Raw genomic sequence first — 17,653 nt, 5'->3', positions numbered from 1 at the left:
TTCTGCGGCAAGCCTCCCGGCGGGCTGTACGCCGGCATGGGACTTTGCGATGATGGTCCGCAACCCGCCACCGTCTCCATGCAGCCCCTCGACGCCCCCACCCTCCTGATGGTCACGGTGGTGTTCAATTGTTTCGGCGCCCTGGTCTGGGCGGCGCTGGCGCTGCTGTTCCGGCTCGCGCCGCGCGCCGCCTGGCTGGTGGCCGGCGCCCATCTGAGCCTGGTGCCGGCGCTGCTGCCGCTGCCGCTCACGCCGTGGTCGGGCTGGTGGGCCGATGCCTTCAAGCTGCTGGCCACTGCACTGCTGGCGCTGGGCGTGCGCCAGCTGATGCGGCTGAGCCAGGCGCGCTGGGACATCATCGCCATCGTCGGCCTCACCGCGCTGCTGCTGCTGTGGCAGGCGCTGAGCGGCGAGGGCGGGGCCAGCCTGGTGCCGACCTCGGTGGCGATGGCGCTGCTGGCGATGATCATCTTCCGCGACGTGCTGATCGGCGCCGCGCCCGGCTTCAGCACCCTGGTGACGAGCCTGATGTCGGCGCCCTTCGCGGCGCTGGCGGGCGTCAATGTGCTGCGCGTGCTGGCGGCCTGGGGCCTGCTGGGCGGCGGCAGCACCCTGCTGCTGCATCCGCGCCAGCAAAGCCCGCTGCTGGCCGCGCTCTGGTTGCTGCTGTGCCTGTGCATCAGCATGGGCCTGGTCGCGCTGCTGCTGCACCGCCTCATCACCCGCATCGGCCAGCTCACCAGCACCGACACCCTGACCGGCGCGCTGAACCGGCGCGCGCTGCAGCAGCGCCTGGTCGAGCTGCAGGCCCAGGTACGGCGTGGCCGGCCGCTGAGCCTGCTGATGGTGGACGTGGACCATTTCAAGCGCGTCAACGACAGCCTCGGCCATGCCGCCGGCGATGCCGCCCTGGTGCACCTGACCGAGCTGCTGCGCCAGGGCATCCGCGACGTGGACGTGCTGGGCCGCATGGGTGGCGAGGAGTTCTGCCTGCTACTGCCCGATACCCCGCTGGCCGCCGCGGTGGAGGTGGCGGAGCGCCTGCGCGCGCGCCTGCAGGCCAATCCCTTTGTCTGGCAGGGCCGCAGCCAGACCCTCACCGCCAGCTTCGGCCTGGCGGCCGGCAACAGCGACGACGCCAGCGGCCGCATCGGGCTGGGGCTGGCCGACGCCCAGCTCTACCAGGCCAAGGCCCAGGGCCGCAACCGCGTCTGCGCCGCCCAAGCATGATGCCGCTGCCCGCCACCGACCCCGAGACGCTGCTGGCGGCGATCGTGCTGGTGTTCTTCTTCGCCGCGGTGGTGTGGTGGCTGTTCGCCACCGGCATGCGCGTCACGCCGCGCGCCTCGCTGTGCCTGGCCACCGCCAATCTGCTGCTGGCCGGGGCGCTGGGCACGCATGCGCTGCGCGGCCTGGCGCCCGATCTGCTGAGCTACTGGGGATCGGACGTGCTGGGCCTGCTGGGCTTCGGCCTGCTCTGCGTGGCCGTGCCCTGGATCTCGGACGAAACGCCGCGCATGGCATGGCCGGCCCTGCTGGTGGGCGCGGCCGCGCTAGCGCTGCTGCTGATGCCCTACGAGGGCGACCTGCACCGCCACAGCATGGTGGTCTATGCCAGCATGTCGGCGCTGTGCCTGAGTTCGGCCTGCAATGCCTACCGGCTGCTGCGCCAGCGCGTCCGGCGCGCGCTCTCGGCGACGCTGGCCGCGCCGCTGTTCATCGTCACCGGCCTGCTGCTCGTGCGCCTGCTGGAGGCCTGGCTGGCGCCGGGCGTGACGCCCGACATCCGCGCCAGCAGCAGCTTCAACATCGCCTGGCTGTGGTCGACGCTGGCACTCAATCTGGTGCTCAACGCCACCATGGCCTTCTTCGTGCTGATGCGCCTGATCCTGCGCATCCAGCGCCTCACCCGCCGCGATCCGCTCACCGACGCACTGAACCGCCGCGCCCTGGCCGAGGCGATGGACCATGAGCATGCGCGCCTGCAGCGCGGCGCCCCCTACGCGCTGGTGATGGTGGACATGGACCGCTTCAAGCAGCTCAACGACAGCCATGGCCATGCCGCCGGCGATGCCGCGCTGCAGGCCCTGGTGCAGGCGCTCAAGCCCTGCGTGCGCGCGGTCGACCGGCTCGGCCGCCTGGGCGGCGAGGAGTTCTGCGCGTTGCTGCCCGACACCGGGCTGGCGGGCGCGCTGCTGGTGGCCGAGCGCATGCGCGTGAACCTGGAGGCCTGCGGCTTCAGCTGGGATGGCAAGACCTGCCCCCTGACGGCCAGCTTCGGCGTGGCCGAGGCCAGCCTGGCGGACGCCAGCGCCGAGCAGGTGCTGATGCGCGCCGACCGCGCGCTCTACCAGGCCAAGGCGCAGGGCCGTAACGTGGTGCAGGCCAGCGGCGCCTGACGCGGCCGCTCAGGCGAGCGCGACGCGGTTGCGGCCCAGGTGCTTGGCGCGGTACATGGCCGCATCTGCGCGCGCGATCAGCATGTCGGTGGAATAGGGCGGCGCGCTCGCCAGGCCGATGCTGAGGCTGACCTGCAGGCCCGGCGCCAGCTCGTCCCAGCCATAGTTCTCGACATTCGCGCGCAGGCGCTCGCAGACCTCGAAGGCGCGGTCCGCCACGGTGTCTGGAAACACCACCAGGAATTCCTCGCCGCCATAACGCAGCAGCAGATCGCTGCTGCGCGTGTTGTCGCGCAGCATCTGGGCCAGCACCTGCAGCACCTGGTCGCCCACGGCATGGCCATGGCGGTCGTTCACGCTCTTGAAGTGATCGGCATCGATCAGCGCCAGGGTGAGCGGCCGGCCGCGCGCCTCGGCCTCGGCCATCAGGGCCGGCATGCGCGATGCCAGGCAGCGGCGGTTGCCCAGGCCGGTGAGCGGGTCGCGCTGCACATGGGCCTCCAGCTCCACCGCCTTGGCGGTGAGCGCATCGACGGCGCTGTTGGCGAGCTCGGCCTGGGCACGCACCTGCTCGGCCTCCAGCCGGGTCACGAAGAAGCGCGATTGCGCCATCAGCTGGGCCACGCTGCGCTGGCGCTCCAGGCGCTGGTAGCACTCCAGGTGCGCCAGCGCATCGTCGCTGCGGCCGAGCGCGCGCGCGGCGCGGAAGGCGTTGTGATGCAGGCGCAGCGCGATGAAGGCCGGCAGCGCGCCCGCGGCGTCGGACTGCAGGGCCTGCACGATGTGCCAGGCCTCGCGCACCTCGCCGCGCGCCAGCATCAGCTCGGCGAGCGAGCAGCGCGTGCGCCAGGCCAGGTTCTGGTAGCCCAGGCTCTGCGCCTGCTCGAGCGCCGCGTCCAGAAAGCTCTGCGCCTCGTCCAGCGCACCCAGCAGCATCAGCACCTCGCCGAGGTTGCCGTCGGTGAGCGCGAGCGCGAACCGGTCGCCATGTTCGCGCGCATGCGGGCGCACCTCGCGGGCGTAGTGCAGGCCGCGCTCCAGCGCCTGCCGGCAGGCGGCATCGTTGCCGCTGTCGCGCATCAGGTGATAGGCACCGAGGGCGACGCTGCAGAGGTTGTTGAAGGTCACCACATGCTCGTAGGGCGTGGCCTGGTCGCGCACCAGGGCCGCGGCCTCGTTCATCAGGCGCTCGGCCTGCCAGGGATCGCCCATGCGCTCGAAACAGGCGCCCAGCGCGTTCAGCGCCACCGCCTGGATGCGCACCTCGCCGAGCTCCTGCGCCAGCGCGCAGCCCTCGTTGGCGCAGGCCAGGCCGGTCTCGAAATCGCCGATCTCGGAGGCCGCCAGGCTCATCCAGCGCAGCAGCTCGCAGATGCCGGGCTGGGCGCCCAGCGGGCGCATCAGGGGCAGCACCTCCTGGCCGGCCGCCAGCATGCCAGGCAGGTCGCCGCGGCGGAAGCGGAAAAAACTGCGCAGGCGCCCGGCCTCCACCTGCTCGGCCAGATAGGCCTGCTGCTGGCTGGCGGCCCAGGCCTGCTCGGCCAGGGCCAGGCCCTCCTCGAGCCGGGCATCGCGCTGGGCCGCGCGCGCCTGCTCCAGGCATTGCGCGATTTGCTCGGCGGACAGCTCGGCAGGCTTGGACATCGGGTTACAGGTGGTCACAAGCGGCGAGCGTAGCCGATTCCTCCCCTACAAGCCGCCGGCCCGACCCGCCGGCCCATGACCTTTGCCACTCGCCGTGCGAGATTCGCACGCGGTGGCGGCCGCGCGCGCTTTCTTACTTGCTGGTGGGCATCACAAACTCGGCGCCCTTGCCGATGCTGGCCGGCCAGCGCTGCATGATGCTCTTCTGCTTGGTGTAGAAGCGCACGCCCTCCTCGCCATAGGCGTGCATGTCGCCGAACAGGCTCTTCTTCCAGCCGCCAAAGCCCTGCCAGGCCATCGGCACGGGGATGGGCACGTTGATGCCCACCATGCCCACCTGGATGCGGCGCGCAAACTCGCGCGCGACATTGCCATCGCTGGTGAAGCAGGCCACGCCGTTGCCGTACTCATGCGCATTCACCAGCTCCACCGCCTGGGCGAAGTCGGGCACGCGCACGCAGGCCAGCACCGGGCCGAAGATCTCTTCCTTGTAGATGCGCATGCTGGGCTTCACCTCGTCGAACAGGGTGCCACCGGTGAAGAAGCCGTGCTCCAGGCCGGCCACTTTGTGGCCGCGCCCGTCGACCACCAGCTTGGCGCCCTCTTCCACGCCGATGCCGATGTAGTTCTCGATGCGGTCGCGCGCCTCGCGGGTGACGATGGGGCCCATCTCGGCGTCCAGCTCCATGCCGTTCTTGATCTTCAGTGCGCGCGCGCGTTCGGCCAGCTTGGGCACGATCTTGTCGGCCACATCGCCCACCAGCACCGCCACCGAGATCGCCATGCAGCGCTCGCCGGCCGAGCCATAGGCGGCGCCGATCAGGGCGTCCACCGCCTGCTCGATGTCGGCATCCGGCATCACCACCATATGGTTCTTGGCGCCGCCCAGGGCCTGCACGCGCTTGCCATTGCGGGCACCGGTCTCGTAGATGTACTGGGCAATGGGCGTGGAGCCGACGAAGCTGATTGCCTTCACGTCGGGGTGGTTCAGCAGCCCGTCCACCGCCAGCTTGTCGCCCTGCAGCACATTGAACACGCCGTCCGGCAGGCCGGCCTGCTTGAACAGCTCGGCGATGAAGAGGCTGGGCGAGGGGTCGCGCTCGCTGGGCTTGAGGATGAAGGTATTGCCGGTGACGATGGCCAGCGGCGCCATCCACATCGGCACCATGAAGGGGAAGTTGAAGGGCGTGATGCCGGCCACCACACCGAGGGGCTGGCGCAGCGTCCAGTTGTCCATGCCGGTCGAGACCTGCTCGGTGAAATCACCCTTCAGCAGCTGCGGTGCGCCGCAGGCGAATTCCACGATGTCAATGCCACGCGCCACCTCGCCCTGCGCGTCGGTGAAGACCTTGCCATGCTCGGCGGTGATCATGGCGGCGAGCGTGTCCTTGTGCTGGTTGAGCAGCTCCAGGAACTTGAACATCACGCGGGCGCGGCGCAGCGGCGGCGCATCGGCCCAGGCCGGGAAGGCCGCCTTGGCGGCCGCCACGGCGCTCAGCACATCCTCGCTGCTGGCCAGTTGCAGCTGGCGCGCCACCGCACCGGTGGTCGGGTTGTAGACCGCCTGCGAGCGACCCGAGCTGGCGGCCTGCGGGCGGCCGTTGATGTAGTGGGTGAGGTCGGCGCTGGCGCTGTAGGCGGGGGTGCTCATGGCAGGACTCCAATGGAAATCGAATGCAGCCAGTCTAGGCTTGGCCCCCCGCCCTGCCAATCCGCTTTTGCTGACTTGATTGTTTGATAATCTGAACAATCATGAGCCCAGCCCTGCCGAAGCCCGCCCTGCGTGAAGACCTGCTGTGGGGCCAGCTGCACGCCCTCACCGTGATCGCCCATACCGGCAGCTTCACCAAGGCGGCGCAGCGCCTGGGCCTGTCCAAGGCCGCGGTGAGCCAGCGCATAGCCGAGCTGGAGCGCGCCGTGGGCGTCACCCTGGTGGCGCGCACCACGCGCTCGGTGCGGCTCTCGGACGCCGGCCAGCGCCTGGTCGAGGACACCGAGGCCAGCTTCAACCATATTGCGCGCAGCCTCGGTGCGGCGCGCGACGCCGCCGGCCAGCCGCGCGGCCTGGTGCGCGTGACCGCGCCGGTGGCGCTGGGGCGCCAGCATGTGGCGCCCGCCCTGCCCGGCTTCTTCGCCCAATACCCGGAGATCCGCATCGAGCTGGACCTGTCGGACCGGCTGGCGGCGCTGGCGCAGGAGGGCTTCGACCTGGCCATCCGCCATACCAGCACGCCGCCCGACACCCATGTGGCCTTCAAGCTCTGCGCCTCGCGCGCCATGCTGGTGGCGGCGCCGGCCTATCTGGCCCGCGCCGGCACGCCCGCCCATCCGGCCGAGCTGGCGGCCCATGCCTGCCTGCCCTATCTGCGCTCGGGCCCGGCGGTCTGGCACTTCGAACATGGCTCGGCCAGGGCGCCGGAGCGCGTGCGGGTGCCCGTGCAGGGCCCGCTGCGCGCCGGCAACAGCGAAATCATCCGGGATGCCGCACTGGCCGGCCTGGGCGTGGCCCTGCTGCCCGACTTCAGCGCCGCACCGGCACTGGCAAGCGGCGTCCTGCAGGAGCTGCTGCCGCAATGGCGGCCGGCCGGCTTCTTCGGCGACAGCATCTACGCCATCCACCCCTGGAGCAGCACCACGCCGCGCCCGGTGCGGCTCCTGATCGAACACCTGCGCGCGGCCCTGGGCAAGGGCTTCTGACGCGCACAAAAAAGGACGCCCAAGCAGCGAACTGCTCGGGCGTTGCAAAGTCCTTGAATCAAGGACGTCGTTGGGACTGCTGCTCGCCTTGCGGCTTGCTTGGGTCGAACTCTAGGGCCCAACCCTGGGTTTCGCCATCCCCACGAGGTGGGATGGCCGAGCCTTGATAATGTGGCCATGAACGCTGCCAAGCCGCCCGTACGCAAGCCCAGCCCCGCGCCTCGTCCGGCCCGGCCCACCGCAAGCACCAAGCCGGCGCCGCAAGCCCGCAAGCCCGCCGAGCCGCTCAGCGACGGCGAGCTGGAGCAGCTGCAGGCCCTGCTCGACAAGGTGCCGGCGCCGCTGGAGCCCCTGGACGTGAGCATGCTGGACGGCTATCTGATCGGCGTGCTGCTGCAGCCCAAGCCCATTGCCATGTCCGACTGGGCGCCGCATGTGCTGGACAGCGAGGGCCGCAAGCCGCCGCCCAGCTACAACGGCGAGCAGCTGTTCGAGCTGATACGCCGCCGCCATCGCGAGCTCAACCTGGCCATCGTCGATCGCCAGTGGTTCGACCCCTGGGTGTTCGAGCTAGAGGACGAGGCCGACCCTTCCGAGGTGGTGTTCCCCTGGGTGGCCGGCTTCGCGCTCGCCACCGAGCTGTTCCCCGAGCTGATGCGCCTGGATGCCGCCCAGCTGCTGGAGCCGCTGGCCGCGATCTATATGCACCTGGACGCGGACGATCTGGAAGACGCCGACGAGTTGCTGGAAGAGATCGAGACCCTGGAGCCGCCCGCCGATCTGGAGGAGGCGGTGGAAAGCCTGGTGAGCGCCACCCTGCTGCTGGCCGATGTGTCCAGGCCCCAGCCGGCCCAGCCAAGCCCGAAGCGGCCGCCGGCCCGCAAGGGCCCGCCGCAGCGGCGCCGCTTCTAAGGCCGGCGCTCGGCTGGTGATCAGCGCGTGAACAAGCGCGCCGCGTGCAGGCCGAGGCCGGTGGCCACCGAGGCAAAGCGGTCGCCGCGCACCTCGCGCGCCTTGGGGTAGTCGGCGGCGATGCGCTCGGCCAGCACGCGCAGGCCGGTGGAGCCGCCGGTGAAGTAGAGCGCATCCACATCGTCCGGCTGCAGGCCCGCCTGCGCCACGGTTTCGCGGCCGGCCTGGGCAATGCGCTCGATGTCGGCGCGCAGGGCCTGCAGGGCCTCGGCCTCGCCCAGCTCCACCCGCAAGCCCGTCTCCACCAGGCCCAGGTCGATCTGGGTATCGCCGCCGCCGGCCACGGCGATCTTGGCGTCCTCGGCGCGCGCGGCCAGCTCATGGCCCAGGCGGTCTTCCACCACCGTCATGAGGCGCTGGTGATGCACGGGATTGCCGTAGAAGCTCTTCATGCTGCGCAGCTCGGCGCTGCGCTGCGGGCTGTAGACGGTGTTGATCAGATGCCAGGTGGCCAGATCGAAATAGACCCCGCTGGGCACTTCGCGCGCCACCTGGCCGGGCTTCTCGGGCCCCAGCGAACGGTAGCCCAGCTCACGCAGGATGCTGGCCAGCTCGACATGGCGGTCGAAATCGGTGCCGGCGATGTGCACGCCGTGGTTGGCGAGGATGTCGTCGCGGCGGTCCAGGCGCTGCATGCGATCGGGGCCCACGCGCACCAGCGAAAAGTCCGAGGTACCGCCGCCGATGTCGGCCACCAGCACGATCTGCTCGTGCTGGGTCTGGCTCTCGTAGTCGAAGGCGGCCGCGATCGGCTCGAACTGGAAATGCACCTCGTCAAAGCCCACCGCATGGGCGGCGGCCTCCAGCGAGGCCTGGGCGGCGGCATCGCGCGCCGGCTCGCCGTCGACGAAGAACACCGGCCGACCCAGCACCAGCTTGTTGAGCGGCGCGCGGGCGCCCGCCGCGAGCGCGCTGTTGCGCAGGCGCTTGAGGTAGCCGGCCAGCATGTCGAAGTATTTGACGCCGCGGCCGCCACCGACATCGGTGGTCTGGTCGATCAGCGAGGAGCCGAGGATGCTCTTCATCGAGCGCATCAGGCGGCCGTCGGTGCCCTCCACATAGGCGGCCACCGCGGCACGGCCAAAGGCGCGCGGCGGGCCGTCGGCATCGTGCCGACCCTCGACGAAATAGAACACCGCCGTGGGCATGGTGAGATGGCCGGGCTCCAGCTCCACCAGGCGCATGCCCGGGCCGTCGCTGCGCGGGATCGCAATCGCCGAATTGGAGGTGCCAAAGTCGATGGCACAGAAGGAAGCGGGCGATGGCATGGCGGCGGGCGGATGGAGAGCGGGGCGCGGATTGTAGCGAGCCCCGCCTCCAGGCCTCAGGCCGGGGCCATGCTGTGCATGCGGCGGGCCGGCAGCGCGTCGCCGTAGAAATTGAATTCGATCTCGGGCCGGCGACCGCAGATCAGCTCGGACAGCGCATGGCCTGAGCCGGCGCCATGGGTCCAGCCCAGCGTGCCGTGGCCGGCGTTGATCCAGAGGTTAGCGGCCTTGCGGCTGCGGCCGATGTAGGGGATGTTGGTGGGCGTGCTGGGGCGCAGGCCGGTCCAGTAGTTGCGCTCGCCCAGGTCGGCCACGCCGGGGAACAGCTCCTCGTAGCGCTTCACCAGCGCATCGCAACGGGTGCGCGAGGTGGGCGTGTCCAGGCTGGTGTCCATGCCCACCAGCTCGGCGGTACCGGCGATGCGGATGCTGTCGCCCAGGCGCGAGATCGCGATCTTGCGGGTGTCGTCCAGCAGGCTCACCACGCTGGCCTGTTCGGGCTTCTTGAGCTTGAGGGTGGCCGAGTAGCCCTTGGCCGGATAGATGTTGAGGCACTCGCCCAGGGGCTTCAGCAGCGCCGGGGTGTAGGAGGCCATCGCCGCCACATAGGCATCGGCCTTGAGCGTGCGCTTCTGGCCGCTACGGCAATCGGCGATCTGCACGCCGGCGATGGACTGACCCTCGCGCTGCAGGGCCAGCACGTCATGGCCGTAGTGGAAGGTGGCGCCGCGCTGCTGGCACAGCTGGGCCAGCTTCTGCGTGAACACACGCGCATCGCCAGATTCGTCGCTGGGTGTGAAGGTGCCGCCAAAGATATTGTTGCCGAAGCTGCGCAGCGCCGGCTCGACCTTCAGCACCTCCGCGCGGTTGAGCACACGACGGTCCACGCCGTGGCGGCGCATCACCTCGGCGCCGGCCGCACCGGCATCGAAGTCGGCCTGGCTGGAGAAGAAATGCAGGATGCCGCGCTCCAGGCGCTCGTACTCGATGCCGGTCTGGGCCACCAGGCTCTTCAGCGACTCATGGCTGTAGCGGCCCAGCTGTACCAGCTGCTCGACATTGCGCTCGAAGGCAGCCGTGGTGCACTGGGTCAGGAAGCTCAGGCCCCAGCGCCATTGCGCCGGCTCCAGGCGCGGGCGGAACAGCAGCGGCGAGTCGTCGCGCAGCAGCCACTTGGCCACCTTGAAGGGCGCACCGGCATTGGCCCAGGGCTCACAGAAGCTCACCGAGATCTGCGCGCCATTGGCGAAGCTGGTCTCCATCGCGGCATCGTCCTGACGGTCGACCACCGTGACCTCATGGCCTTGCTCCAGCAGATACCAGGCGGTGCTCACGCCGATGATGCCAGCACCCAGAACGACGACTTTCATGTGGGACTCCTACAGCGAACCCAGGGCTATCTGTGTTTCGGCCAAGGCGGCTCCGTACTGGAGCGCTACGTTGACCAAGATCAGGGGACGGCGGATTGTCATCAAGCTCCGTGTTTATCAGAAGCCACATTCATATTTCTAGTCTTACATTAGAAGTACTTATGAAAGACCTGGACTCCGCCGGCCTCGATTGCCTGGCCGCGCTGGCCGATGAGCGCGGCTTCGAGCGCGCCGCCCAGCGCCTGGCCATCACGCAGAGCGCGGTATCGCAGCGCCTACGCAGCCTGGAGGCTCAGGTGGGCCAGTTGCTGGTGGTGCGCTCGCGCCCGCTGCGCCTGACCGAGCCGGGCAAGGTGCTGCTGCGCTTTGCGCGCCAGCTGCAGGCCCTGCGCACCGACGTGGCGCGCGAGCTGGGCACGCGCGTGGCGCCCCATGAGCGCATCGCCATCGCGGTGAATGCCGACAGCCTGGCCACCTGGGTGCTGCCAGCGCTGGACCCGCTGGTGCAGGCGGGGCTGCAGGAGGGCTTCGGCCTGGAGCTGATCGTCGACGACCAGGACTTCACGCACGACTGGTTGCGCCAAGGCGAGGTGCTGGGCTGTGTCAGCACCGTCAAGCTGGCCCTGCGCGGCTGCCTGGTGCGGCCGCTGGGGCTGATGCGCTACATCGCCGTGGCCAGCCCGACCTTTCTGCGCGAGCGCCTGCCTCAGGGGCTGACCGCGGCCAATTTTGCGCAGGCACCCTTCCTGGTCTTCAACCGCAAGGATGACGATCAGGTGCAATGGGTCAGCAAGGCCTTTGGCGTGAAGGCGCCGCGGCTGCAGGAGCGCTATGTGCCCTCCAGCGAGGCGCGCGTGCGCGCCGTGTGCATGGGCTGGGGCATCGGCGTGGTGCCCGAACTGCAGGTGCGCAGCCTGCTAAGAAGCGGTGAGCTGGTGGCCTTGAGGCCCGAGCTGAGCGTGGACGTCACGCTCTACTGGCATCAATGGAAGCTGGGCTCGGAGCTGGTATCCGCGCCCTTGCGGGTGGCCTTGCTGGATCAGATCGGCCAGGCCTTGGCCAGTGGCGCTCAGCGCGCGCTCGGGCCGGCCGAGGGTTCGGACGCCGCCGGCCCCGGCGGCAAGGCCAAGCGGCGCTCGGCTTGAGCGGCATCGGCCAGATGCAGGCCGGCAGCGGCGTCCATGCCGGGCAACTGGCTGGCCAGCCAGGCCGCGCTGCCCACCGTCGAGGCGATGACGGTGGCAGCCACACATTTGAGAACAGGCAGATTCATGAGGCGGCCCTTGAGCCGTGAACAAGTCACATCGGGAGGCCGAGCATAGTCAGATGCAAGGCCGTGGCAAATCCTACGTTGGTGGGTAGTGATGTCTTTGCGCCGCCCCGGCGGGACGGCCCCGCTGGCAGTGGCTTTCACAAAGTCTTACGCGCCGTGCGTTTTTTCCAACTAAGCGGACATGACCACCCAATTTGGGGATTTGTAGCGGCAGCGTCCGGCGCACACTAGGGCCGTGCCTTCCTGAATCCAGCCCTGTCGAGGTGTGATATGCGATTCGCTCCAGCACTGCGCTTCTTCCGTCGCACCCCGGTCGCCCACCATGTCCCCGAGCCCGCCGATCTGGGCACCGCCTTCGGCATGGAGGCCACGCTGGAAGGCGATGCCGGCTTGCAGGACTACCGCGCGCCCAGCTACGAGTTGGAGTCCGAGCGCGCCAAGACCGCGACCGAATCGCCGCTGGCCTGGCTCTCTCGCCGCAGCTCCTGACGCCACGCCGCGCTCATCGCGAGCGCGGGCCGACGTTCAGCGGATCAGCAGCACCGGCACTTCACATTGCGACATCACCTTGGTCGCCACCGAGCCCAGCACCAGGTTGCCGATGCTGCTGTGGCCATGTGAGCCCATCATCACCATTTCGAACTTGCCCTTGCCGGCCAGTGCCGAAATGGCTTCGGCCGCGGGGCCGACCTTGGTGACGAACTCGGCCTTGATGCGCTGCTTGTCGAAGAAGCTGCGAATGGGCTTCAGCACCTTCTCGGCTTCGTCCTCGTAATAGCCCTTGAGCACGGCCTTGTCGAGCACCGCCGCGGCGCGCGGCGGAATCGCCGCCACGGCATGCACGACGGTGTAGCGGTGGGCATCGCCCAGCCATTCGTCGTGGGCGGCCAGATAGGCCAGCATGCGCTTGGAATAACTGCTGCCGTCGACAGCGATCAAAATCTTCATGGCCTCTCCTTGCATCCGGGCCTGAACGCAGGCCCACCATCTTCAGTCTGGCACAGCGCGGCCCGCCCTCCTTGACGCCGCTCAAGACAGCGTGGCTAGACGTCCACACAGAACAGCGCGTCGCAGCCCTGCGATTCACCCTTGTGCGCCAGGCCGCGCGCATTGCAGACCACGCGGGTGCTGCCCGTTCCATAGTCGAAACGATAGTCGTAGCGGCAGTGCAGATGGCCGTGCAGCCAGAGATCGGCCAGCGGCAGCAGGTCTTCGTCGTTGTTGCAGAAGCTGCCGGTGCCGGGTTGGCGGCCATAGCGCGGGTCGGCGCTCTTCAGGCTGGGCGCGAAATGCGTCACCACCACGGTCGCGGCAACGCCGGCCGGCGGCCGCTGCAAGCTCTCGCGCAGCCAGGCCTTGCAGCGCAGGGCCTCGGCGCGCACCGCCTCGGCGTCGAAGGGCTGACCCGCACGCGTGGCCGCCATGACGCGCTGGAAGTAGCCCGCCGCGCGCATGGTGCGTTCGCGCTGCGCGGCACCGAAGACCTCGAAATCGCTCCAGCGCGTGCTGCCCAGAAAGCGCAGCTGCCGGCCCTGGCCATCGCTCAGCAGCAGCTCGGTCTCGTCCAGCCACAGAAAGCCCAGGCGGTCGGAGAGCGCACGCAAGCCACGCCGTGCCTCGTCGACATCGCGGCCGTCGTACTCGTGGTTGCCGGGCACGAACAGCACCGGCACCGGCCAGCCCTTGAAGGCCTCCAACCCGCGCCAGCCGCTGTCCACATCGCCGGCCAGCACCAGGGCTTCGGCGCCGGGCGCGGGCCGGGGTTCGAAGGTCTCGGTCTCCAGGTGGAGGTCCGAGAGCAATTGCAAGCGCATCAGCCGGGCGTCAGTTGGCGCCGTGGCACTGCTTGTACTTGCGGCCGGAACCGCAGGGGCAGGGATCGTTGCGGCCGACCTTGGGCGTGTCGCGGCGGATGCTCTCCACCTTGTAGCGGTGCGCTTCGGTGAGGTCGCAAAGGTCGGCCACGGTCACCACCAGCTCCTCGATCGCATCGTCCAGATCCTTGAGCGGATGCTCGCGGTCCAGGGTGGCGACGATTTCCTTCTCTTCCGGCGTCTCGGCCGGCAGATGGCGGTACAGGCGGGCCAGCGAGGCCATCACCGCGTCATCGTCCATCTCGCTAAGTTCGGGGAAGCACAGCGCGGCATGCTGGAAGCCCGCCACCCAGGGCATCAGGGTGCGCGAGATCGGGCCCATGGCCTCGTAGGTGGCGCGCGCCTGGGCCTGCTCGGCGTCCTCGCCCTCGGGGGGCGGCGGGTCCACCGGGGCCTGCTCGTCGAGGTCCAGCACGACGGGGTCGAACCAGCCGTCTTCCACCATGGCGCGGTTCAGCGCGGCATGGCGGCGCGCCACCAGTTCGCGGATGCGCGCCAGCCAGGCGGGATCGACGCTCTCGGGCAGCAGGCCGCCGTCATAGTCGAAGATATTGGGCAGCCACTCATCGATCTCGATCAGGCGGGGTTGCACCAACACGCCACAGAGATAGCCGTCGAGCATGGAGGCATCGAGGGCTTGCAGCGGGGCCGGCGTGGTGGCCAGCAATTCATCGAGTTCTTCGAACTCGGCATCGGTCAGGTCGGCGGTCTTGCTCATCGCCCGATTGTCGCCGTGTTTGTCGCCGCTTGGGCCGCCGCGGCGATCAGCCGCCCGCGCAACCAGCGCTGCGCGCTGCGGTCCTCGTTGCGCAGATGCCAGAGCATGTCCACATGCACCGGCGAGAGTGCAATCGGCAGGGGCTGCTCGACCAGGTCCTGCTTGTAGCCGGTCGCCTCCACGAAGGAGGCCGGCAGCACCGTCAGCAGATCGGACTGCGCCACGATGCGGCCCGCGGTGAAGAACTGGTTCACCGTCAGCACGATGCGGCGGCTGCGGTTCATCGCCGCCAGGGCCTCGTCGACGAAGCCGTGCGGCCGCCCCGAAAAGCTCACCAGCAGATGGTGGGCGGCGCAGTAGCCGTCCAGCGTCAGCGGCACGCCGGCCAGGGGATGGCCGCGGCGCATCACGCAGACGTAGGCGCTGTCATAGAGGCGGTGCTGGCGTATCGAGGCCATCGGCCCCTGCGCCTGCAGGGCCGCCACCGCGTTCGGGAAGTAGCCCAGCGCGAAATCGGCCTCGCCCTGCTCCAGGAGGCCGCGCGGGTCGCGCGTGGTGAGCGGCAACACATGGATGCGGGCATGCGCACCCGAGCCCTCCAGATCGGCCACCAGCGGCGGCAGCACCAGGGCGGCGGTGGCGTCGGCCATCGCGATCTGGAAGGTGTAGTCCTCGGCCTGCGGGTCGAACTCGCTCGGGTCCAGCACGGCGCGCAGGCGCTCGAGCGCATGGCGCACCTCGGGCCACAGGCCTTCGGCGCGCGAGGTGGGCTTCATGCCGAAGGCCTGGCGCAGGAACAGTTCCTCGCCCAGGGCCTCGCGCAGACGCTTGAGCGCATGGCTCACCGCCGGCTGGCTCATCGCCAGGCGCTCGGCCGCGCGGGTGAGGTTGCGCTCGGCCATCACGGCGTCGAAGACGCGCAGCAGGTTGAGGTCGAGGTTTCGGAAACTCATATTCGCGCTGTTTATATAGCAAATTCAGACAATTCATTTGCCTCATGTCTAGGGTTAACCCGATACTCTCGCCATCGACTCCAACAGAGTCATCAACGCAAGGAACCGCCATGAGCGTCGCTACCCAAACTTTCGGTCTGCCGTCCTACCGTACTGTGAGCCACGGCGCCTCGTTCACCTCCATCGGCGCCCGCCTCTGGCTGAGCCTGATCGCTTCGGTCAAGGCCCGCCTGGCCGCCGCCGCCGAAGCCCGCGCCGAGCGCGAACTGCTGGCCCTGGCCCAGGAATACGAGCAGAGCATGCCCTCGTTTGCCGCCGAACTGCGCGCCGCCAACTGCCGTCGCGACTGATCGCAGGCACCGGCCCAGCAAAAGAAAAGCCCGCTCATTGAGCGGGCTTTTTTGCGCGTGCGTGGCGGCGCGAACCGCCATGCCGGGCCTTATTCGGCCGCCAGACGCGCCTCGATCCTGGCCTTGGTGGCCGGCAGCTCGGTCGGCAGGTGGTAGGCCAGCTGGGCGAAGAGCTCGTCGTGCAGCTTCAGCTCGGCGGCCCAGTCGGCCTTGTCGATACGGGTGGCGACGTCGAACTGCTCCTTGCTGAAGGCCAGGCCGTCCCAGTTGATGTCCTCGTAGCGCGGGGTCACACCGAAGGCATGCTCCTCGCCCGACTGGCTGCCGGTCACGCGGTCCAGCATCCACTTCAGCACGCGCATGTTCTCGCCATAGCCGGGCCAGACGAACTTGCCGTCGGCGCCCTTGCGGAACCAGTTGACGCAGTAGATCTTGGGCAGAGTGGCACCCGAGGCTTGCAGCTTCTTGCCCAGATCCAGCCAATGCTGGAAGTAGTCGGCCATGTTGTAGCCCATGAAGGGCAGCATGGCGAAGGGGTCGCGACGCACCACACCCTGCTGGCCGGCGGCCGCAGCGGTGGTCTCGGAGCCCATGGTGGCGGCCATGTAGACGCCTTCCACCCAATCGCGCGCCTCGGTCACCAGGGGCACGGTGGTGGAGCGGCGGCCGCCGAAGATGAAGCCGTCGATGGCCACGCCCTCGGGGTTGTTCCAATCCGGGTCCAGCGCCGGGTTGTTGGTGGCGGCCACGGTGAAACGTGCGTTCGGGTGCGCGGCCTTGGCGCCGGTTTCCTTGGCGATGGCCGGCGTCCAGTCCTTGCCCTGCCAGTCGATCAGGTGCTCGGGCGGGGTCTCGGTCATCGATTCCCACCACACGTCGCCATCATCGGTGAGCGCCACGTTGGTGAAGATCACGTCGCGGTGCAGGCTGGCCATGCAGTTGAAGTTGGTCAGCGTGTTGGTGCCGGGCGCCACGCCGAAGTAGCCGGCCTCGGGGTTGATGGCGTAGAGGCGGCCATCGCTATGCGGTTTGATCCAGGCGATGTCGTCGCCCACCGTGGTGACCTTCCAGCCCTTGAAGGTCTGGGGCGGGATCAGCATGGAGAAATTGGTCTTGCCGCAAGCGCTCGGGAAGGCGGCGGCAAAGTGGTACTTCTTGCCCTCGGGCGAGGTCAGGCCCAGGATCAGCATGTGCTCGGCCAGCCAGCCCTGGTCGCGGCCCATGGTCGAGGCGATGCGCAGCGCGAAGCATTTCTTGCCCAGCAGCGCATTGCCACCGTAGCCAGAGCCGTAGGACCAGATTTCCTGCGTCTCGGGGTAATGGACGATGTACTTGGTCTTGTTGCAGGGCCACTTCACGTCGGCCTGGCCGGCTTCCAGCGGCGCGGCCACGGTGTGCACGCAGGGCACGAAGGCGCCATCGCTGCCCAGCACGTCCAGCACGGCGCGGCCCATGCGGGTCATGATGCGCATGTTCACCGCCACATAGGGGCTGTCCGACAGCTCCACGCCGATATGCGCGATGTGCGAGCCGATCGGGCCCATGCTGAAGGGCACGACGTACAGCGTGCGGCCCTTCATCGCGCCCTTGAAGAGGGCGTTCTCGCCGGTCTGCAGCAGGGCGCGCATCTCAGCCGGGGCCATCCAGTTGTTGGTCGGGCCGGCGTCTTCCTGCTTGGCCGAGCAGATGAAGGTGCGGTCTTCCACGCGCGCCACGTCGCTGGGGTCGCTGCAGGCCAGAAAGCTGTTGGGGCGCTTGACGGGATCGAGCTTCTTGAAGGTGCCCGCATCCACCAGTTGCTGGCACAGGCGGTCGTACTCTTCCTGGCTGCCATCGCACCAATAGACATCGCGGGCCTGGGTCAGCGCGGCGATCTCGGCCACCCAGGCGATCAGGCGCTGGTGCTTCACATAGGCCGGCACGTTCAGGCGCAGCCCTTCCATCACGGGTTGGTTCATGGCAAGTCCCATTCAATATAAAAAGCAGAATTGGGCCAAGCTCGGAGGGCGGCTGCCGGCGTCGTGGAAGACGGGCGTCGCGGGCCGGGCCTGGCCCAATGCCGCTCATTGCACTACCTGAGATGGGGCAGCTTGCTCTGAAGGCACGCCGGACCTGGATGAGGCCGGCGGGGTTCC

Annotated in this window: 17 protein-coding genes; 7 read left to right on the top strand and 10 right to left on the bottom strand. The window is 69.0% G+C overall.

Annotation, left to right across the window (positions count from 1 at the left end):
• Positions 1–78: 78 nt before the first annotated feature.
• Together PFX98_RS08025 and PFX98_RS08020 are read left to right on the top strand one after the other, a co-directional pair.
• A complete protein-coding gene (locus PFX98_RS08025) occupies positions 79–1,230 on the top strand; it encodes a GGDEF domain-containing protein (RefSeq protein ID WP_285234667.1) in 1,152 nt (383 codons plus the stop codon).
• A complete protein-coding gene (locus tag PFX98_RS08020; RefSeq protein ID WP_285234666.1) occupies positions 1,227–2,399 on the top strand; it encodes a GGDEF domain-containing protein in 1,173 nt (390 codons plus the stop codon). The genes PFX98_RS08025 and PFX98_RS08020 overlap by 4 nt, the downstream gene beginning before the upstream one ends.
• A 9-nt stretch (positions 2,400–2,408) precedes the next feature.
• Here PFX98_RS08020 and PFX98_RS08015 read toward each other — a convergent pair whose 3' ends face one another.
• Both PFX98_RS08015 and PFX98_RS08010 read right to left on the bottom strand, forming a co-directional pair.
• The gene (locus PFX98_RS08015) at positions 2,409–4,043 is read right to left on the bottom strand and encodes a GGDEF domain-containing protein (protein WP_285234665.1); all 1,635 of its coding nucleotides are present in this window, start codon (positions 4,041–4,043) and stop codon (positions 2,409–2,411) included.
• A gap of 133 nt (positions 4,044–4,176) precedes the next feature.
• A complete protein-coding gene (locus tag PFX98_RS08010; RefSeq protein WP_285234664.1) occupies positions 4,177–5,694 on the bottom strand; it encodes a CoA-acylating methylmalonate-semialdehyde dehydrogenase in 1,518 nt (505 codons plus the stop codon).
• A 101-nt stretch (positions 5,695–5,795) separates the two neighbouring features.
• Between PFX98_RS08010 and PFX98_RS08005 the strand changes: the two genes are divergently transcribed.
• The gene (locus tag PFX98_RS08005; protein ID WP_285234663.1) at positions 5,796–6,740 is read left to right on the top strand and encodes a LysR family transcriptional regulator; all 945 of its coding nucleotides are present in this window, start codon (positions 5,796–5,798) and stop codon (positions 6,738–6,740) included.
• 177 nt (positions 6,741–6,917) lie between these two features.
• Positions 6,918–7,652 carry a YecA/YgfB family protein gene (locus PFX98_RS08000; protein WP_285234662.1) on the top strand — a complete coding sequence of 245 codons (735 nt, stop codon included), beginning with the start codon at positions 6,918–6,920 and terminating at the stop codon, positions 7,650–7,652.
• Between the two features lie 20 nt (positions 7,653–7,672).
• Here the strand turns inward: PFX98_RS08000 and PFX98_RS07995 are convergent, their stop codons facing one another.
• Positions 7,673–8,980, bottom strand: coding sequence for an Hsp70 family protein (locus PFX98_RS07995; protein ID WP_285234661.1), 1,308 nt, complete (start codon positions 8,978–8,980; stop codon positions 7,673–7,675).
• Between the two features lie 56 nt (positions 8,981–9,036).
• On the bottom strand, positions 9,037–10,350 hold the full coding sequence (locus tag PFX98_RS07990; protein ID WP_285234660.1) for a D-amino acid dehydrogenase: 1,314 nt from the start codon (positions 10,348–10,350) through the stop codon (positions 9,037–9,039).
• Between the two features lie 161 nt (positions 10,351–10,511).
• Here PFX98_RS07990 and PFX98_RS07985 point away from each other — a divergent pair, with 161 nt between their 5' ends.
• Positions 10,512–11,495: a LysR family transcriptional regulator ArgP gene (locus tag PFX98_RS07985; protein WP_285234659.1), complete on the top strand. Its 984-nt coding sequence runs from the start codon at positions 10,512–10,514 to the stop codon at positions 11,493–11,495.
• On the opposite strand, the gene PFX98_RS07980 is transcribed toward PFX98_RS07985, so the two are convergent.
• The gene (locus PFX98_RS07980) at positions 11,420–11,623 is read right to left on the bottom strand and encodes a hypothetical protein (protein WP_285234658.1); all 204 of its coding nucleotides are present in this window, start codon (positions 11,621–11,623) and stop codon (positions 11,420–11,422) included. The two genes, PFX98_RS07985 and PFX98_RS07980, sit on opposite strands and share 76 nt — an antisense overlap.
• Positions 11,624–11,893: 270 nt before the next feature.
• Between PFX98_RS07980 and PFX98_RS07975 the strand changes: the two genes are divergently transcribed.
• On the top strand, positions 11,894–12,112 hold the full coding sequence (locus PFX98_RS07975) for a hypothetical protein (protein WP_285234657.1): 219 nt from the start codon (positions 11,894–11,896) through the stop codon (positions 12,110–12,112).
• 36 nt (positions 12,113–12,148) lie between these two features.
• Here PFX98_RS07975 and PFX98_RS07970 read toward each other — a convergent pair whose 3' ends face one another.
• From PFX98_RS07970 to PFX98_RS07955, 4 genes are all read right to left on the bottom strand, one after another.
• The gene (locus PFX98_RS07970; RefSeq protein WP_285234656.1) at positions 12,149–12,571 is read right to left on the bottom strand and encodes a universal stress protein; all 423 of its coding nucleotides are present in this window, start codon (positions 12,569–12,571) and stop codon (positions 12,149–12,151) included.
• Positions 12,572–12,666: 95 nt separating this feature from the next.
• Positions 12,667–13,437, bottom strand: a complete 771-nt coding sequence (locus PFX98_RS07965) for a metallophosphoesterase (protein WP_285234655.1) — start codon at positions 13,435–13,437, stop codon at positions 12,667–12,669.
• A 10-nt stretch (positions 13,438–13,447) separates the two neighbouring features.
• Positions 13,448–14,215 carry a YecA/YgfB family protein gene (locus tag PFX98_RS07960; RefSeq protein WP_285234654.1) on the bottom strand — a complete coding sequence of 256 codons (768 nt, stop codon included), beginning with the start codon at positions 14,213–14,215 and terminating at the stop codon, positions 13,448–13,450.
• Entirely contained in the window at positions 14,212–15,168 is a 957-nt protein-coding gene (locus PFX98_RS07955; protein ID WP_285234653.1) for a LysR family transcriptional regulator, read from the bottom strand. Before PFX98_RS07955 ends, PFX98_RS07960 begins: the two co-directional genes overlap by 4 nt.
• Before the next feature lie 110 nt (positions 15,169–15,278).
• Between PFX98_RS07955 and PFX98_RS07950 the strand changes: the two genes are divergently transcribed.
• Entirely contained in the window at positions 15,279–15,518 is a 240-nt protein-coding gene (locus PFX98_RS07950) for a hypothetical protein (protein WP_285234652.1), read from the top strand.
• 89 nt (positions 15,519–15,607) lie between these two features.
• On the opposite strand, the gene PFX98_RS07945 is transcribed toward PFX98_RS07950, so the two are convergent.
• Positions 15,608–17,476, bottom strand: coding sequence for a phosphoenolpyruvate carboxykinase (GTP) (locus tag PFX98_RS07945; RefSeq protein WP_285234651.1), 1,869 nt, complete (start codon positions 17,474–17,476; stop codon positions 15,608–15,610).
• Positions 17,477–17,653 lie beyond the last annotated feature (177 nt).

The organism is Paucibacter sediminis (genome assembly GCF_030254645.1).
Classification (GTDB): domain Bacteria; phylum Pseudomonadota; class Gammaproteobacteria; order Burkholderiales; family Burkholderiaceae_C; genus Paucibacter_B; species Paucibacter_B sediminis.
Note: the sequence above shows the minus strand (reverse complement) of the source record. Positions and strands in the feature narration are given on the sequence as shown.

Excerpts from the sequence above, each read along its gene's own strand:
- PFX98_RS08025 (WP_285234667.1), top strand. The coding sequence starts at position 79 with ATGCAGCCCCTCGACGCCCCCACCCTCCTGATGGTCACGGTGGTGTTC.
- PFX98_RS08020 (WP_285234666.1), top strand. The coding sequence starts at position 1,227 with ATGATGCCGCTGCCCGCCACCGACCCCGAGACGCTGCTGGCGGCGATC.
- PFX98_RS08015 (WP_285234665.1), bottom strand. The coding sequence starts at position 4,043 with ATGTCCAAGCCTGCCGAGCTGTCCGCCGAGCAAATCGCGCAATGCCTG.
- PFX98_RS08010 (WP_285234664.1), bottom strand. The coding sequence starts at position 5,694 with ATGAGCACCCCCGCCTACAGCGCCAGCGCCGACCTCACCCACTACATC.
- PFX98_RS08005 (WP_285234663.1), top strand. The coding sequence starts at position 5,796 with ATGAGCCCAGCCCTGCCGAAGCCCGCCCTGCGTGAAGACCTGCTGTGG.
- PFX98_RS08000 (WP_285234662.1), top strand. The coding sequence starts at position 6,918 with ATGAACGCTGCCAAGCCGCCCGTACGCAAGCCCAGCCCCGCGCCTCGT.
- PFX98_RS07995 (WP_285234661.1), bottom strand. The coding sequence starts at position 8,980 with ATGCCATCGCCCGCTTCCTTCTGTGCCATCGACTTTGGCACCTCCAAT.
- PFX98_RS07990 (WP_285234660.1), bottom strand. The coding sequence starts at position 10,350 with ATGAAAGTCGTCGTTCTGGGTGCTGGCATCATCGGCGTGAGCACCGCC.
- PFX98_RS07985 (WP_285234659.1), top strand. The coding sequence starts at position 10,512 with ATGAAAGACCTGGACTCCGCCGGCCTCGATTGCCTGGCCGCGCTGGCC.
- PFX98_RS07980 (WP_285234658.1), bottom strand. The coding sequence starts at position 11,623 with ATGAATCTGCCTGTTCTCAAATGTGTGGCTGCCACCGTCATCGCCTCG.
- PFX98_RS07975 (WP_285234657.1), top strand. The coding sequence starts at position 11,894 with ATGCGATTCGCTCCAGCACTGCGCTTCTTCCGTCGCACCCCGGTCGCC.
- PFX98_RS07970 (WP_285234656.1), bottom strand. The coding sequence starts at position 12,571 with ATGAAGATTTTGATCGCTGTCGACGGCAGCAGTTATTCCAAGCGCATG.
- PFX98_RS07965 (WP_285234655.1), bottom strand. The coding sequence starts at position 13,437 with ATGCGCTTGCAATTGCTCTCGGACCTCCACCTGGAGACCGAGACCTTC.
- PFX98_RS07960 (WP_285234654.1), bottom strand. The coding sequence starts at position 14,215 with ATGAGCAAGACCGCCGACCTGACCGATGCCGAGTTCGAAGAACTCGAT.
- PFX98_RS07955 (WP_285234653.1), bottom strand. The coding sequence starts at position 15,168 with ATGAGTTTCCGAAACCTCGACCTCAACCTGCTGCGCGTCTTCGACGCC.
- PFX98_RS07950 (WP_285234652.1), top strand. The coding sequence starts at position 15,279 with ATGAGCGTCGCTACCCAAACTTTCGGTCTGCCGTCCTACCGTACTGTG.
- PFX98_RS07945 (WP_285234651.1), bottom strand. The coding sequence starts at position 17,476 with ATGAACCAACCCGTGATGGAAGGGCTGCGCCTGAACGTGCCGGCCTAT.